The 15539-nt window shown below is 45.6% G+C and carries 11 protein-coding genes; all 11 read right to left on the bottom strand.

The features are described 5' to 3' along the window. Positions 1-19: 19 nt before the first annotated feature. Positions 20-1345 (bottom strand): tetratricopeptide repeat protein, encoded by a 1326-nt coding sequence (locus tag JN178_RS03225; protein ID WP_202263576.1) that lies wholly within the window; start codon positions 1343-1345, stop codon positions 20-22. A gap of 6 nt (positions 1346-1351) precedes the next feature. After that, a complete protein-coding gene (locus JN178_RS03220; protein WP_202263574.1) occupies positions 1352-1960 on the bottom strand; it encodes an energy transducer TonB in 609 nt (202 codons plus the stop codon). Between the two features lie 3 nt (positions 1961-1963). Continuing rightward, positions 1964-2371: an ExbD/TolR family protein gene (locus JN178_RS03215; protein ID WP_159623987.1), complete on the bottom strand. Its 408-nt coding sequence runs from the start codon at positions 2369-2371 to the stop codon at positions 1964-1966. A gap of 32 nt (positions 2372-2403) precedes the next feature. Beyond that, positions 2404-2922 carry a MotA/TolQ/ExbB proton channel family protein gene (locus JN178_RS03210; protein ID WP_159623988.1) on the bottom strand — a complete coding sequence of 173 codons (519 nt, stop codon included), beginning with the start codon at positions 2920-2922 and terminating at the stop codon, positions 2404-2406. 2 nt (positions 2923-2924) lie between these two features. Further along, positions 2925-4289: a MotA/TolQ/ExbB proton channel family protein gene (locus JN178_RS03205; protein WP_159623989.1), complete on the bottom strand. Its 1365-nt coding sequence runs from the start codon at positions 4287-4289 to the stop codon at positions 2925-2927. A gap of 13 nt (positions 4290-4302) precedes the next feature. Continuing rightward, on the bottom strand, positions 4303-5061 hold the full coding sequence (locus JN178_RS03200; protein ID WP_159623990.1) for a DUF3450 domain-containing protein: 759 nt from the start codon (positions 5059-5061) through the stop codon (positions 4303-4305). A 182-nt stretch (positions 5062-5243) separates the two neighbouring features. Further along, positions 5244-7937 carry a TonB-dependent receptor domain-containing protein gene (locus JN178_RS03195; RefSeq protein WP_202263571.1) on the bottom strand — a complete coding sequence of 898 codons (2694 nt, stop codon included), beginning with the start codon at positions 7935-7937 and terminating at the stop codon, positions 5244-5246. A gap of 97 nt (positions 7938-8034) precedes the next feature. Next, entirely contained in the window at positions 8035-12114 is a 4080-nt protein-coding gene (locus JN178_RS03190) for a hypothetical protein (protein ID WP_202263569.1), read from the bottom strand. Positions 12115-12320: 206 nt separating this feature from the next. After that, complete coding sequence (locus tag JN178_RS03185; protein WP_232369682.1) at positions 12321-13121, bottom strand: prolyl hydroxylase family protein; 801 nt, start codon at positions 13119-13121, stop codon at positions 12321-12323. A gap of 16 nt (positions 13122-13137) precedes the next feature. Beyond that, positions 13138-14163, bottom strand: a complete 1026-nt coding sequence (locus tag JN178_RS03180) for a PstS family phosphate ABC transporter substrate-binding protein (protein WP_232369681.1) — start codon at positions 14161-14163, stop codon at positions 13138-13140. Positions 14164-14179: 16 nt separating this feature from the next. After that, on the bottom strand, positions 14180-15481 hold the full coding sequence (gene phoR, locus JN178_RS03175; RefSeq protein WP_202263567.1) for a phosphate regulon sensor histidine kinase PhoR: 1302 nt from the start codon (positions 15479-15481) through the stop codon (positions 14180-14182). Positions 15482-15539: the final 58 nt, after the last annotated feature.

Below are 15539 nucleotides of genomic sequence, written 5' to 3'. Positions count from 1 at the left end.
TTAATAACAGGGCTAAGACTTAGCTAGCACCTAGCTCTTGAGCAATCGCGTCAGCTTGACGCTTTTCGCCTTGAACGAACTGCTTCCACTGCTGTGCCATCGCGCGGCTCTTTTGGTGCTTTTCTGCCTCAGCTAACTGGTTAAGCGCAAGTGCATATTGCTTCTTATTATAAAGTGCCATGCCCTTAATAAGGTAAACTAGACCAGGGTTGCGCAAATCACCTTTTTCAACGGCGCGATCGGCAGCTGCTATAGCATCGTCAAAGCGCTCTTCATTAAGTAGAATTTGTGCAAGTTGCGCATCCAATTCGCCGTCTTCAGAAAGCTCTGCTGCCTGCATCATTACAGGAATAGCTTTATCTTGCTCTTTCGCCAATGACCAGCTTTGACCTAAGAACTTTAGGTTACGCAGATTCTTTTCAAGTACACCTTCATTCATAGCTTGCTCCATCAACTTTGCACCTTTGTATGGTACGCGGTGATAGTAATAAAGCTGTGCCATATTAAAGATGTCAGCTGATGTTTCAACGAAGCCGCGCTGATACGCCGTTTCCATGATAGCAAGCTGCTTGCGTTCTTCACCGAGTTCGCCGTACATACCAGCAAGCTGGATCCAGTACTTAGGCTCGTCGAACAACTTCACCATTTTAATTAAAACGTCTTTTACCTTTTCAGGCTGTTTTAGTTCATAGAAAATAGCGCGTTGAAGTATTAACCAACCTTCGTCAGGTATCATACCTTCAGCTTCATGGTCTGCAACCGCTTCTGAAATCCAAGTGGATGCTTGCTCATATTGCTTATTTTGATAATAAGCCTGCGCTTTAATCACTTTGTTTTTAACTGGAATCGGGCCAGCATTCAGTGACTCCCAACGCTCAAGGTACGTGATGGTTTCGTCGTAGTTACCCTGCATTAAATGAAGCTGGGCTAAACTGAAAAGCGTCGTCATTTCAAACTTTTCAGGAATAGGCTGCTGCTCAACGACCTTGGCAAACGATTCCAACGCTTTTGCATAGTCTTCGTTGTTGTAGTAAATGAAACCGAAAAAGTTGTACATCATGGCTTTTTCATAGGCATTCATAGAGCTAGATTTGTCTTCTACCTCTTTAAGAATTGCAATGGCTTCTTCTACATTACCCGCTTCATCTGCCGCTGTTTGAGCTCGAGCTAGCTGCTCATAAACCTTGCCGCGCAGCGTAGGCACACGGCGAGTTTTCTTTTCACTGGCTTTTTGCTCTTGGGCTACAGCGTCAGTCGCTACCAACATGCTAGGTACAGATACCACGGCCGATGCAAATGCAAACGCCAGAGCACTAAGCAATGTATTCGTCTGTTTTCTCATCATGTTCTGTTACCCATCAATTTGGAACGTAATACGGTTTTGAACACCCGATACTTCGGTAGCTTCACCATTTACCACGCGAGGCTTGTATTTAAACTTCATTGCCGCATCAATTGCCGCTTGTTCAAAAATACCTTGTGGGTTGGCTTCAACTACGATTGGGTCGCGCACCGCGCCTTGTTTGGTTACCGTGAATTCAACAATAACAAAACCTTCAATACCGCGCTGAAGTGCGCGTCTTGGGTATACTGGCGCTACCTTAACAATTGGAAGGTACTCGCCGTCACCAGACTCAAGGGCCAAACCACCCTCAAGTGAGATATCGTCGCCCACTTCTGCACCAAAGTCCATTGACGTACCTTCAGCATCTGGTGAAGGTGAGTCCATTTGAGGCTGCTCCATTTGCGGGGGCGGCTCTTCAGGCTTAGGTGGCTTTTTCGGCTTACGATCTTTCTTCTCAACCTGTTCGTCCTGCTTAACGCGAACAAAGTCAAGCACGCTTCCCTTAGGCGGTTCCGTTAGCGCACTGCCACCCATCTTGATAAGCGATTGCATCAAGAAGAACAGGCCTAACGTGATCGCAAGGGAAATAACAAATGCGATTAAATATCGTGGCATGATTTATTGCTCTTGGGCTGCAATCGAAACATCGTAAACGCCAGCGGCTCGCGACGCGTCCATAACCTTAATCAGTGTTTCTGTTGTGGCTTTTTTATCAGCTTGAATAACAACAGAACCCTGTGGGTTTTCTGCGCGAAGACGCTCGATGTTCGCCTGTACTGCGCGAACGTCGATACGACGCTTATTAATCCAAATTTCGCCTTTATCAGAAATAGCGATAAGAATGTTAGCGCGATCCTTTTTCACAGCCGTTGCTGCTTCAGGACGGTTAACATCGATACCGGCTTCTTTCACAAATGACGCAGTCACGATGAAGAAGATCAACATGATAAATACAACGTCCAACATGGGCGTCATGTCGATGTTTGCTTCTTCCTCATCGACTAGGTTTTGAAAGTGCTGCTTCATAATAAATACCTTACCTTAATACCGCGTTGGTATTAACGTTGAATAATCAATGCATCCTCAAGATGCGTGCGTTCTGACTTAACCATACGAGTTAACCACGTAGCGGCGAATACGCCTGAAAGTGCGCCAACCATACCCGCCATTGTCGGGATAGTCGCTTTCGATACACCTGAAGCCATTGAACGAGCATTACCAGAGCCCGCAATTGCCATTACATCGAACACTTCAATCATACCGGTTACCGTACCCATCAATCCCAGCAGCGGACAAAGCGCTACCAACGACTGGATAATGGGAATGCTGCCGTTTAGGCGCATGGTCAGTTGTGAAATTGTTTTCTGACGTACTTGTTCAGCAAACCAAGAAGAGCGATCGGCACGTGCAGTCCACATTGCAATCGCGTCTTTCTTTGCTTGTTTATGCCAAACCATCAGATACAACGCACGCTCGAGGATCAAAAGCCACATAACGAATATCAGCAGACCGATGACCAGGAGAACCTGGCCACCTGTTTCTGTGAAATCGCGAATTGCTTCCAGAAACTCGATCATGATTAGCCTCGCTCAGCGCGCTCTGCAATTACGCCAGACGCTTGTTCTTGTAGGATGTACACGATGTTCTTAGAACGCGTGTTAAGCATTGCATAAAGCAGTGTCATTGGAATCGCTACAACAAGACCTAGTACTGTTGTTACAAGTGCTGTTGAGATACCACCAGCCATCAGTTTAGGGTCACCCGTACCGAACAATGTGATTGCTTGGAAGGTGTTGATCATACCGGTTACTGTACCAAGTAGACCCATAAGCGGTGCTACAACAGAGATGATTTTGATAATAGTTAGGTTGCGACCTAGCTTAGGCACTTCGCCCAAAATCGCTTCAGTTAGGTGAAGCTCAAGTGCTTCAACATCAGCGTTTGGATGCTCGTCACGTACTTTAAGTACACGGCCAAGTGGGTTGTTTGTGTTAACTTCTTTGCTCTTAAGTTGCTTATTAACCTTCATGCGGATAAGCGACAGTGATACAAGACGCTCAAGCGCTAGTAGTAGACCAAACGCACCAACGATAAGAATGATATAACCTACTGGACCACCTTGCTCTACACGCTCTTGAAGGTTAGGCGCTTGAACAAGTAGACCTAGAATAGAGCCACCCGTTGGATCGATACCAAACTGAACCAGTTCACCGTTCGAGCCTTGTAGCTCAGCAGCTGAACTCATGTAACGGTCAGCAGGCTGACGCACAAGTTCAGATACAGTGCCTGTAACACCGTTGTACTCTAGGTATTTACCATCAGCAACAAGGGCAAAAGGACCTACACGCACTACAGACTTATTCACTTTCTCACCACCAGCTTCAACAACGTCAGTTGTGAACGTGGTTACTTTGCCTGCTTCTGTCATTTCACGCTGCATTTCAAACCAAACGCGCTCAATTTCTTCAATTGACGCTAGTTTTGAACTTGAACCCATGTCTTGCGCCATCTTATCAAGGAAGTCGGCACGGCCTGGGATTTGAGCAGAAACCACAGAGTTATAGAATTTATTTTTAGTGTCGCCGGCAATTTGCTGCAACACACCGAAAAGTTCTTTAAGTGAACCAAGACGCGTATCTAGCGCACCATTAAGGTCAGCTAATTTAAACTCGTTCTCTTCGAATTGTGTTTCGAGCTTTTCAGATTGCGCAAGCATCTGGTCACGCTTTTCGCGCGTTTCGCGAAGAATACGGTCTTGCTCAGCGCGCTGAGCTTGGAAATCACGCTCACGCTGCTTGTTTTGCTCTGACTGTGCGAACTGGCCTTCTTCTAATTGCTTAAGAAGCGCATCCAAGTCCATTGCACGGTCGCTTTGTGCGAAAGCACCAACGCTGATGCTAAGGGCTGCTAGACCAACAGCGATACGTTTTACTGTGTTAAACATTCTCATCAACCTCTTAGTCTGTAATTGCCACTGGCAGCATTAGCAAGTCTGGAGCAAGTTGCTTCTTCGCCATGCGCAGACCTTTAGTAATTTGTGTACGGTAGCTGCTATCAAGCTCTTCCCACTGACGGGTTTGCTTGTTCCAAACACCTTGCATGCTTGCATCGCGTGTTTGATACATTAGCGCTGTACGACCAAGACGTAAGAATTCAACGTCACGCTCTTGACCGTTAATAGTGTGAATACCGCTATACGCTTCCATTGTGCGACCGTAGTCCATTTCTACTTGGTACGCTTCCATTACGCGACGGAACTTTTCAGATGCGGCTACATCAGCACGGTCCATCATAGCGCGAAGATCTGCAACGCGGTTGGCGCGCTCTTCTGGAAGGAAAGGTACGTCAAGTGCAACAAATTGCTCAAGACCATCAATCATGCGCATCATGAGTGGCGTAATTTGACGCTCAACGACAGACACTTCATCGATTGCGGCGTTTAGGTCAGCCATTTCTTGTTCTTGGCTATTGATCTGCTTACGAAGCTGAGAGTTATAAACCTCAAGACCTTCGATTTCTTTCATCAATGTTTTGAACTGTTGAAGTTTGCTGTCAATTTGATCGGTAATACCGTTGATTTTCTCTTGCGATTTTGCCGCTGACTCGTTTATTTTCGCTGCCTCATCGACAACGGGTTTTAAGACTTCATCGTCTTGTGCAAGTACTGGTGTCGCAACTAGCGCACCTGCAACAAGCAAAGCATTGATAAGCTTCATACATTCAAACCTTTAAAGTTAAAAGAAATCGGTTTTATCCGACTATAAATTTCTGCGCGTAGGATAGGAGTTTTCTGTGACAGTTTTATTACAGGACTGTCATAAAACGATGACTGTCAAAACATTCAACTGACATCAAGGACATACAAAAAGGCCCAGTGTAAAACTGGGCCTTGGTAAAATTAGAAGTTATAAGTAATTGAGGCGTTAAAACCTGTACCTACCGTCAATCGACGAAGGGTTAAGCCTTCCTGCTCAATTTCTTTTTCATCATCCAGAATGTTCTGTACACGGAACTTGATGGTAGTATTGAAATCTGGGTAATAGGTGTAAACCGCATCCAACGAGTGGAAGGGTTTCTCGATACCATCTTCAAAACCACGCACACCTGGCGCAATAATACGCTCACCAAATGAGTTGTATACCAATGATGCAGAGTGCTCACCGTTATCAGAGTCCCAACCTAATTGTAGGTTAGCCACCCACTCAGAGTGACCTACCAAGCGACGCTGATTGTTGGTGATTGTTGCCGTTACCGTACCACCATACGCTTCACGTGCTTGTTGCGAGAACAATGATTCTTGGTCATCAGCACCGATTGTCACTTCAGAATCTGAAAGTGTCATGTTACCTGACACAAAGAAGTTACTGAAATTATCACCGATGAACGCTAAGTCGTGTAAGAACTCAAACTCGACTCCGTACAACTCACCTTCTTCACCATTTGCAGTAAGTAACTGTGGTACACCTTCACCACCGTCAAACTGAACCATTTCAATTGGGTTTTCCATGTCTTTATAGAAAAGTGCAATTGATAGGTTGTTGCCTTGTGACATGTACCATTCCCAACGGAAGTCGATGTTAGTCAACTCCGTTTCCACCAATGAAGGTGAACCACGTACTAAGAACTCAGTTAATGGGTCGATAAAGAACGTAGAACTGATGTCACGAAGATCTGGACGAATTAGCGTTTGAGATATATTGAAACGGTATTGCATCTCTTCACTTGGGATATACGTAAATGCCAATGAAGGAAGTACATCAGTTTCACTGTAGATGCTATCTACGATGGCAGCAGTATCATCAGCAAACGTATCAGTATGTTCAACAAAAGGAATGGATACTTGCTGGAAATCTTCGTAACGGAAGCCGCCACTTACACGGAACTTCTGATTGAAGAAGGCGTCTGCCATGAAATAACCCGCCGTCAACTTAGTTGCAGCAGAATATTTATCACCAGCACCTGTATTATCTTGGAATACAGAACGTCCTGTTGAGCTGGTATAGAAGTCATCGTTATAAATATTTTCAGGTGAGAAAATATCGCTTAGACGACTGCCTGCTTTAAAATCACTAGCAATACCGAAGTGACGGATCGCAAGGTCTATGTTGTTACCATCACGGGTTTTATCATAGTAATCCATACCCGCTTTAAGCTCGATATCATAACCTTCGCCAAAGAAGGCCGTGGACACGTTAAAGCCATAGGTATCAGATTCATCGTAAAGTACTTGGAACTGACGGTTCAAGTTAGTTCCTGGCGTATCATCAAGACGCTCAAGGGTTAGCGTGCCATTGTCATAGAACTGCTGGAACGTTACTTCCATGATGTCTGGCGCTTCACGTGATGCACGACTTGTACCTACGTACCAATCGAAGAACACACCGTCTAACAGGTTTAAGAAGTTGTGCGTACCTTTTAGCTGTGAAGACACCATCTCACGCTCTTCGAAAATGATGTCCATACGGCGGAATTCTTCTACGCCAGGATCTGATTCACTTTCGTCGAAATAGAAACCATCACGCACGCGATCGCGCATGTCGTGTAGGATCATATTTACAAGCTCAACCTTATGGTTGCTGTTGTACTCGTAACCTACGTTGAACATACCGCTCCAACGAACGTTTTGTTCCGTTGAAATCATGTCGCGGTATTTAGTGAAACGCGGGTTCTCTTGACCGCCACCAATATCATTACCCAATAACTCTTCAGCTACTGTCCACTGGTTGCTGTATGACACTGTCGCAAGGAAACCAAGTACAGAATCGTTGTCAAATACGTAGTTGTTTCCAAGGGTCGTACCAATGCTGAAATTTGGATCGACAGACTTGCTCTGTGGACCGATATCCCAGTTGAACGAGCTTAAAATGTCCTGTGTTTCAGCGAGTGTTCTTGAACGGTCGCCTTCAAAACCAGCTGAACCATTTGCTGCTAGACCCGCTTGGATGATGTCAGGCAACGCGCGCGTACCGTCATCACGACCAGTCCAATCATCACCGCCACCAGAGTAGAAAACGCCATCATCGCTGTTTTGCGTGTTCCAACCTGCACCCAAATTCACATTGAATACGAATTCCGTCGGGATAGATTTAGTACGAATGTTTACGTTACCACCACCAAAATGACCAGGCATGTTAGGTGAGTACGACTTTTGTACGTTCAAGCTTTCAATGATAGTTGAAGGGAATAAGTCAAGCGGAACAACCGAGCGCGTCGGATCCGGGCTAGGTACTGTCATACCGTTTAGCTGAGTACTAGAATAACGCTCACCCAAACCACGTACATAGATAAATTTGCCATCAACAAGCGTAAGACCTGTTACACGACGAAGTGCCGCTGCGGCATCGCCGTCACCGGTACGAGAAATTTGTTCAGCACCTAAGATATCGGCAACGAACGCCTGATTTTGACGTTCCTGAAGTACCGCTGTTGCTGTACCTTTAAGTCGCGTTCCGGTGGCAACAACTTCTTCGATTACTTCATCTTCTGACTGCTGTGCTAGAGCAGAAAATGGTAACGCGCTTGCACCTAGAATTGACGCGATTGCCAACGATAGTCCAGTGACCTTAAACGCTGACGATTGATTATTTTTCATTATGGAAACTCCTAAGGAACTGTAATCAGGTAGCTGCTTTAACACAAAAGCTAAGGCGCAATTACGCCTTAGCTTTGTTGTGTATTGCAATCACTTATTAGTCTTGTAGACCAACTGTTACCCAACCCAGTGTCCAATCAGATTCACCATCGAACGCACCTTGGAAGTCTGTGCTATCGAAGAATGAATCTAATGTTGAGGCATCGAAACCTGAGCCTAGTAGAACCGAGTCACTGCCTGGCGTGTAACCTGAATCACCAAAACCAAGAGCGTCAGTATTCGCTAGTACACTATTACCTTCTTGACCTTCGAACCATGCTTGCGTAGTGCCGCCATCAATAGTGTCAGAACCAAATGCGCTGGTTGAAGAGCAAGCAACTGTTGAATGTGTAACCGTTAGTGAACCCGCTGCTGCGTTAGCAATTGACTCGTCGCCATTAACACGTAGACAGTTGCTGTACGTATCGCCACCAGTCACAACTAGGTTCTTAATAGTACCTGCTGTACCGTTGCGAAGACGTACGCCGTTAGTGCCATCAGAACCAACGATTGTCACGTTAGATACTGTTGGTGTAGTTAGCGGGTTCCAAGAAGGGTTATCTTCGTTGTTGTCTGCTTCAAATGCGTTGTCGCCACCAGCAGAACCCTGCTTGATAACTACGTACTGTGCTTTACCTGTCCAGCCGAAAGACCAGTCTAGAGAGTCATCACCAATCGCAGTTAGTACGATGTGGCTAACGTTTACTGTACCGCCGAAGAACTCAACACCATCATCAAGGTTTTCGTGAACTTGTACGAAGTCAACTTCAGTACCACGGCCAACACCCGCAAATGAGATACCGTTTAGCTCATCACCAGCTGCTAGTGCTTTACCCGCGTGCTTAACAATAACGTAGCGAAGTGTACCTGAGTTATCATCTTCGTCTGCGCCGCCGTAAAGACCTGCGTCACCTTCTGCAGCAACACCACAGTTAGCTAGCTCTTCATCAGACGTATCAGCATCGTCACCTGTGTTACATAGGTTAGTAGGTGCATTACCTAGGATAACCATACCGCCCCACTGACCAATTGCAGTCTCACCGCCAGTCATGTCTTCAGAAGACGTGAACGTGATAGGTAGCGTAGCAGAACCGTTCGCTTCAATTTTAGAACCGCGGCGTACCACTAGGAAGTCATCACCGTCTTCACCGAATACTGTTGTACCACGTTGAATGTAAAGCGTTGCGCTGTCGGCATTGTCGTTACCCACTGCAGTACGACCTTTGATTAACCAGTGAGCATCGTTTGTAAACGACACATCAGAGGTAAATACTGTGTCAGCAGCTAGTTGATATACTGGCTTATCAGTAATTGTTGGGAAGCTTGCAGACACATCAGTTGCTAAGTTTTGCGCAAATGCGTTAGTCACTTCAGCTGGAATTGTGTCGTTAACTGCAACGGTCCAACCTTCCATCCAGTTATTGTCGCCGTCAAATGCACCGATGTAATCAGTTGCTACGAAGAAGTCGTTCTCTTCTGAAACATCTGCACCGTTACCTAGAAGTGGCGAACCAGAGCGAGGCGTGAAGCCGTCAGTAGATAGCATTAATGCATCAGCAGTTAATACGCTGTTGCCGTCTTGCCCTTCAAACCATGCTTGCGTTGTACCGCCGCCAATTGTATCAGAACCGAAGTTAGCACCTGCTTCACACGCTACAACTGAGTTTTCTACCGAAAGCTCACCAGATACCGCGTTAGCAATTGACTCGTCGCCGTTAACACGTAAGCAGTTTGAATAGCCTTCACCTGCAGTAACAACTAGGTTGCGGATATTACCTGCAGTACCGTTACGTAGGCGAACACCGTTAGTTGTATCAGCACCAACGATAGTCACGTTAGAGATAGTAGGCTTAGTTAAAGGCAACCAAGCTGGGTTGTCTTCGTTGTTATCCGCTTCAATCGCGTTATCGCCGCCCGCTGCAGACTGTTGGATGTAAACGTTTTGTGCGTTACCTGTCCAACCGAAAGACCAATCTAGTGAGTCATCACCGATATCAGTGAGTACTACGTTACGTACGCTAACTGTACCACCGAAGAACTCGATACCATCGTCAAGGTTTTGGTGTACTTGGATGTACTCAACTTTAGTGCCAGAACCGATACCTGCAAATGAAATACCGTTTAGTTCATCACCGGCTGCTAGTGCACGACCTGCATGCTTAACAACAACATAGCGAAGTGAACCTGTGCTGTCTTCTGGGTTGTTACCACCGTAAAGACCCGCATCACCTTCAGCTGCAACACCACAAGCAGTAAGTTCTGCTTCAGACGTATCTGAATCGTCACCTGTGTTACATAGGTTAGTCGGTGCATTACCTAGAAGTACAATACCACCCCATTGACCGATACCTGTTTCGTCACCTGTCAGGTCTTGCACAGAAGTGAATGTGATTGGCGCACTTGCAGTACCGTTTGCTTCAATCATTGAGCCACGACGAACAACTAGGAAGTCGTCACCCTGCTCACCGAAGATAGTAGTACCTTGCTCGATAAATAGTGTCGCGCTGTCCGCGTTGTCGTTACCTACCGCAGTACGGCCTTTAATTAGCCAGTATGCATCGTTAGTGAAAGTAACGTCAGCAGTGAACGTTGTGTCAGCAGCAACTTCGTATACTGGCTTGTCGAAATCAGCGAAGTCGGCAGATACGTCTGTTGCTAGACCTTGCTCAAATGCGTTTTGAACGTTAGTTGGGAAACCACCATTAACACCAACTGTCCAACCTACAGTCCAGTCACTGCCGTTAGGGTTGAATGCGCCAATGTATTGACCGCCACCCAGCGCTAATGGAGAAGCTGCCGTAGGGAAGTAACCATTGTCTTCAAGTAGAAGTGCAGAAGCAGCTAATGTGCTGTTGCCTGATTGACCTTCGAACCATGCTTGTGTTGATTCACCGCCAATGGTGTCAGAGCCAAAGTTATTTGCTGGCGTCTCACATGCTACGATTGAATCAGTGATAGCAAGCTCACCTGACTCAGCGTTAGCAATTGCTTCGTCACCGTTAACGCGTAGACAGTTATTTGCTAAAGCAGAACCTGTCACTAATACGTTAGAGAGTACACCAGCAGTACCGTTACGTAGACGTACACCGTTTGTGCCATCAGCACTTACGATAGTTACGTTAGAGATAGTAGGCTTAGTCAGTGGCAACCATGAAGGGTTGTCTTCGTTGTTGTCTGCTTCGATTGCGTTATCGCCACCGTCAGCTGACTGCTGAATGTATACGTTAGTTGCGCTACCAGTCCAACCGAAAGACCAATCTAGAGAATCATCACCGATATCAGTAAGAACAACGTTGCTTACACTTACTGTACCACCGAAGAACTCGATACCGTCATCAAGGTTTTGGTGAACCTGAATGTAGTTAACAGTAGTACCTGAACCGATACCCGCAAATGAAATACCGTTAAGCTCGTCGCCAGACGCTAGTGCTTTACCCGCGTGCTTAACAACAACGTACTCAAGGGTACCTGAATTGTCTTCTGGGTTGTTACCACCATAAAGACCGGCATCACCTTCAGCTGAAACACCACAGTTCGCTAACTCGTCGTCAGACGTAGTATCGTCGTCACCTGTGTTACATAGGTTTGTTGGTGCGTTACCAAGTAGTACAACACCACCCCACTGGCCGATAGACGTCTCTTCACCAGTAACATCTTGAACCGATGTCATAACGATAGGTGCTGATGATGTACCGGATGCATCAATCTGCGAACCACGACGAACAACTAGGAAATCATCACCGTCTTCACCGATGATTGTTGTACCTTCTTGAATTGTAAGCACAGCAGCATCTGCGTTGTCGTTACCCACTGCGGTACGACCTTTGATGATCCAGTGCGCATCGTTGGTAAGTGTCATGTCCTGTGTAATCGTTAGGTCTGTATCTAAACGGTAAACAGGCTTGTCTGTAATTGTCGCTGAGAATTCGCTTGAAACGTCAGTAGCTAGGCCCAAAGTAAAAGGCGTATCTACGTCAGGCGTTGTTGGCGTAGTAGGTGTTGTTGGTGTAGTTGGAGTTGTTGGTGTAGTTGGCGCTACAACCTCATCACCTTCATTAATATTGATATCACCGCCGCAGCCTGCAAGGACAAGTGCAGTCGTGATTGCACTTACCTTAAATAAGTTACGAATTTCCATTAAATTCTCCAGATTAATTTAGTACGGATTTTAAGGTTTCGTAGAGGTTAAAGGAGATCAGTGACATTTTTGTTACAAAACAAAAAACTTAGTGATTTTATTTGAACTTTTTGAAGTTTAGTCTAAATGACAAACAAAGTTATTAAAAAACAATAGCATGAAAAATATTAGAACAAATAACAAACAGACTTCATGCGTTATTTTCGCTAATTTTTTGTTCTAAACCACTTAGTTATGACAGTTTTATGACCGTTTAGGACAGGTTCGGCAAAATGAATGCTATTGGTATTAGGGTCGCCATTGGCCAATAAATTATTCCAAAACAGCGCCATTCCTTTGCGCGGTTGAATAGCTATATTGAGTTTGGTAAATCGCGTGTGACCGCCGCTACAGTCATCGTTAAGATATACCATACACGTCCAGCTGCGCTGCCCCCGTGTAGCACAATGCTCAATATACTGTGACGTGCCGGGCGGAAAGAAATCGTAATGAGGCTTGTAATATTCACCTTCGTTGTAATGTTGCGCTTGAATAACTTCGCGCTCTCCTACGCCTAACTGAAGTGTGCTCACAATGCGCGCATCAATTTCTGTTACCAATTCGTTATCGATAAACGCTAATTCACAGGTTGAGGAAGTACGAATGTTGTCTGCACTTGACGCACCAGCTAACTTTGACGGCGCCAATCTATCTTTCGATAAGTTAACAATGGCATCACACTCGTTAGCACTTAAGAAGTTTTCGATGCTATATAACTGAAGCTCACTAGGGCTTACCAGCGCTCTAGCATTAACGTTGCGCGTTACTGCACTTGCGGCTAGACGTTGGTAAAAATCGGTGTCTACATCAAATTTGTGAGTACTGTTTAAATTACTACCCAAAACCTTGCGAATAGTGTCACTAGAAAAGCCATTTTCACTTAACGTATTAATAATGTGTTGAACGGGTGTACCACCAAGTAAACACTTAAGCACCCATTGTTTCCATTGCGCTGACATCGCACTCATAAGTAATTTTACCTTACTACTCAAGCAATCGACGCTGCCTTACTAGCACGTCGTCTCGAATAGGAAAGTAACCATCTCTCACAACCTGTCGCTGGCCTTCCCGCGAAAGAATATAACGAAGAAATTCTCGCTCCAATGTCGGTAGTGGCTCACCCGGTTTTTTATTGATAACGAGGTAAAGAAAACGCGCAAACGGGTAAGTCTCATTTCTTACACTGTCTATGGAAAGTGGAATAAGCGTATCTAACGAATCTCCTAATGGCAATGCGCGCACCCCTGCTGTTTTATAGCCATAGGCGGCATAGCCAATAGCGCCTGTTCCGCTGGCCACCGATAGCACCACTGATGCAGAGCCTGGTTGTTCGTTAACGGTATTCTTAAAGTCGCCATCACATAGCGCCATTATCTTAAAGAGCCCGTAAGTACCTGAAACCGAATTACGACCATATAAGCGAATGGGTGAACGGTATTCTATGTCATTCACGCCAAGTTGAGACCATCGCTCTATCTTATCACTACCACCACAATAACGGGTCTCAGAGAACACTGCATCCACCTGTTCTAGCGTCATTCCGGTCAGCGGGTTACGTCTATCAACGAAAATAGCGATAGCATCCATGGCCACTTTCAATACTGTAGGTGGGTAACCGTGAACACGGGTGAAATCACGAATTTCGCTGGGCTTTAACTCACGGCTCATAGGACCGATAGTCGCAGTACCCTCAATAAGCGCTGGAGGTGCGGTTGACGAGCCCGAGGCTTGAATTTGAAAGCCAACTTGCGGATAGAGTGTTTTAAATTCTTGCGACCAAAAGGTCATTAAGTTAGCGAGGGTGTCAGAGCCCACCGAGGATATTTTCCCTGCAACCCCAGGAACGCGTTCATACTGGGGCACATCATACGCTTGCTGCGCGGCGTTTTGATTCTCTAGTGCAGTGTTGTAAGTAGCAAGAGCATGTGAGTGAATAAATAAAGGCAACAAAAGAAAAATTGCAGCGAACCAATGGCAGCCGTGTTTGTTTTTTCTTGTTTTATCCGACATCTACTCTCCTGCCCTGCTACACATTTTCAGCAATTAATTCACTGTCTAGTACAAAAGAAAACTTGCTGCCTTCACCAAGGGTACTAGCAATATCCAAGCGCGAATTATGATGACTAAGTACATGTTTTACAATGGACAGACCTAATCCCGAACCACCTGTCTTTCGAGAGCGGGCCTTATCCACGCGATAAAATCGCTCGGTAAGTCTATTTAAATGGTTCTGCTCTATACCATCACCATTGTCGATGACAGAAAAGTGCACGCCATCAGACTTGCGTTGCCAGTACACATTAATTTCGCCACCCGGTGGCGTATAGTGCACAGCATTGAAGACTAAATTTGAACACGCACTGCGAAGCTCCGTTTCAACGCCGAACACATAAAGCTCTGGGTCAATGTGAAAGTGGATTGTATGCTGCTTTTCCTTGTTCAAAGCCTGTGCTTCTCGTTCAATTTGTGACAAGACAGCAGGAATATTGACTACGTTTTCGTAAATACGCTCCGAGCTTGCCTCGATGCGCGATAGAACCAATAAATCTTCAATAAGATTTTGCATGCGGTGTGTTTGCGATGTCATCTCTTTCATCGCTTTGTGCATGAACGGGTCTGAATCTTCGTCCACTGGTAAAATTTCCAGATAACCATTGATTACCGTTAAGGGTGTTCTAAGTTCGTGAGACACATTGGCCACGAAATCCTTCCGCATTTCTTCTAGTTGAGAAACGCGGGTAATGTCCCTGGCAATTAAAAGCAGATGCTCGTCGCCATAAGGCATTATACGGTATTCAAACGTCTTATTCGGATTGGTTGGCGAAGGGACTTCTATTGGATATTTATAATTACCCGCGTGGAAATACTGAATAAACTCAGGGTGTCGCAGCAAATTATCAATTCGCCGGCCAGAATCTTGAGGCCACTTCAGCCCAAGATCTAATCGTGCAAGACGATTGCACCAGATAATACAGGCTTTCGAATCTACGACTACTGCAGCATCAGGCAGAGCCTCAGAACCTTCACGAAAGCGCTTTACAAGTTCACCGAGCTCTTTGCGCTTGTTTCTATTACGGCGCTGCAGGTAGTAAATACCCTCATAAATGTGCTCCCAAACACCGCGTACAGTGGGAGGCGACATCTTACGGCTGTGCCATAGCCAGCGATTAAGCTTATACAGATGCCAGTAATTAAACAGCAAAAGTAGCGTGGCACCTACTGCAATAGCCACTAACATGTCATCCAAGTACCACCCCACCAATGCAAAGACCAAAAGGAAAAGCACTAGGCGTAAAGAACTTCTCAACCAAGAGAATGGGTAGTACATGAATTAACTCGTTTTATTGTAAGACGTAAATACAAGGGAATGGTGCACAGCACCCCAT

It is taken from the genome of Alteromonas sp. KC3, assembly GCF_016756315.1.
Lineage (GTDB): Bacteria > Pseudomonadota > Gammaproteobacteria > Enterobacterales > Alteromonadaceae > Alteromonas.
This window is presented reverse-complemented; position numbering and strand designations above follow the sequence as displayed.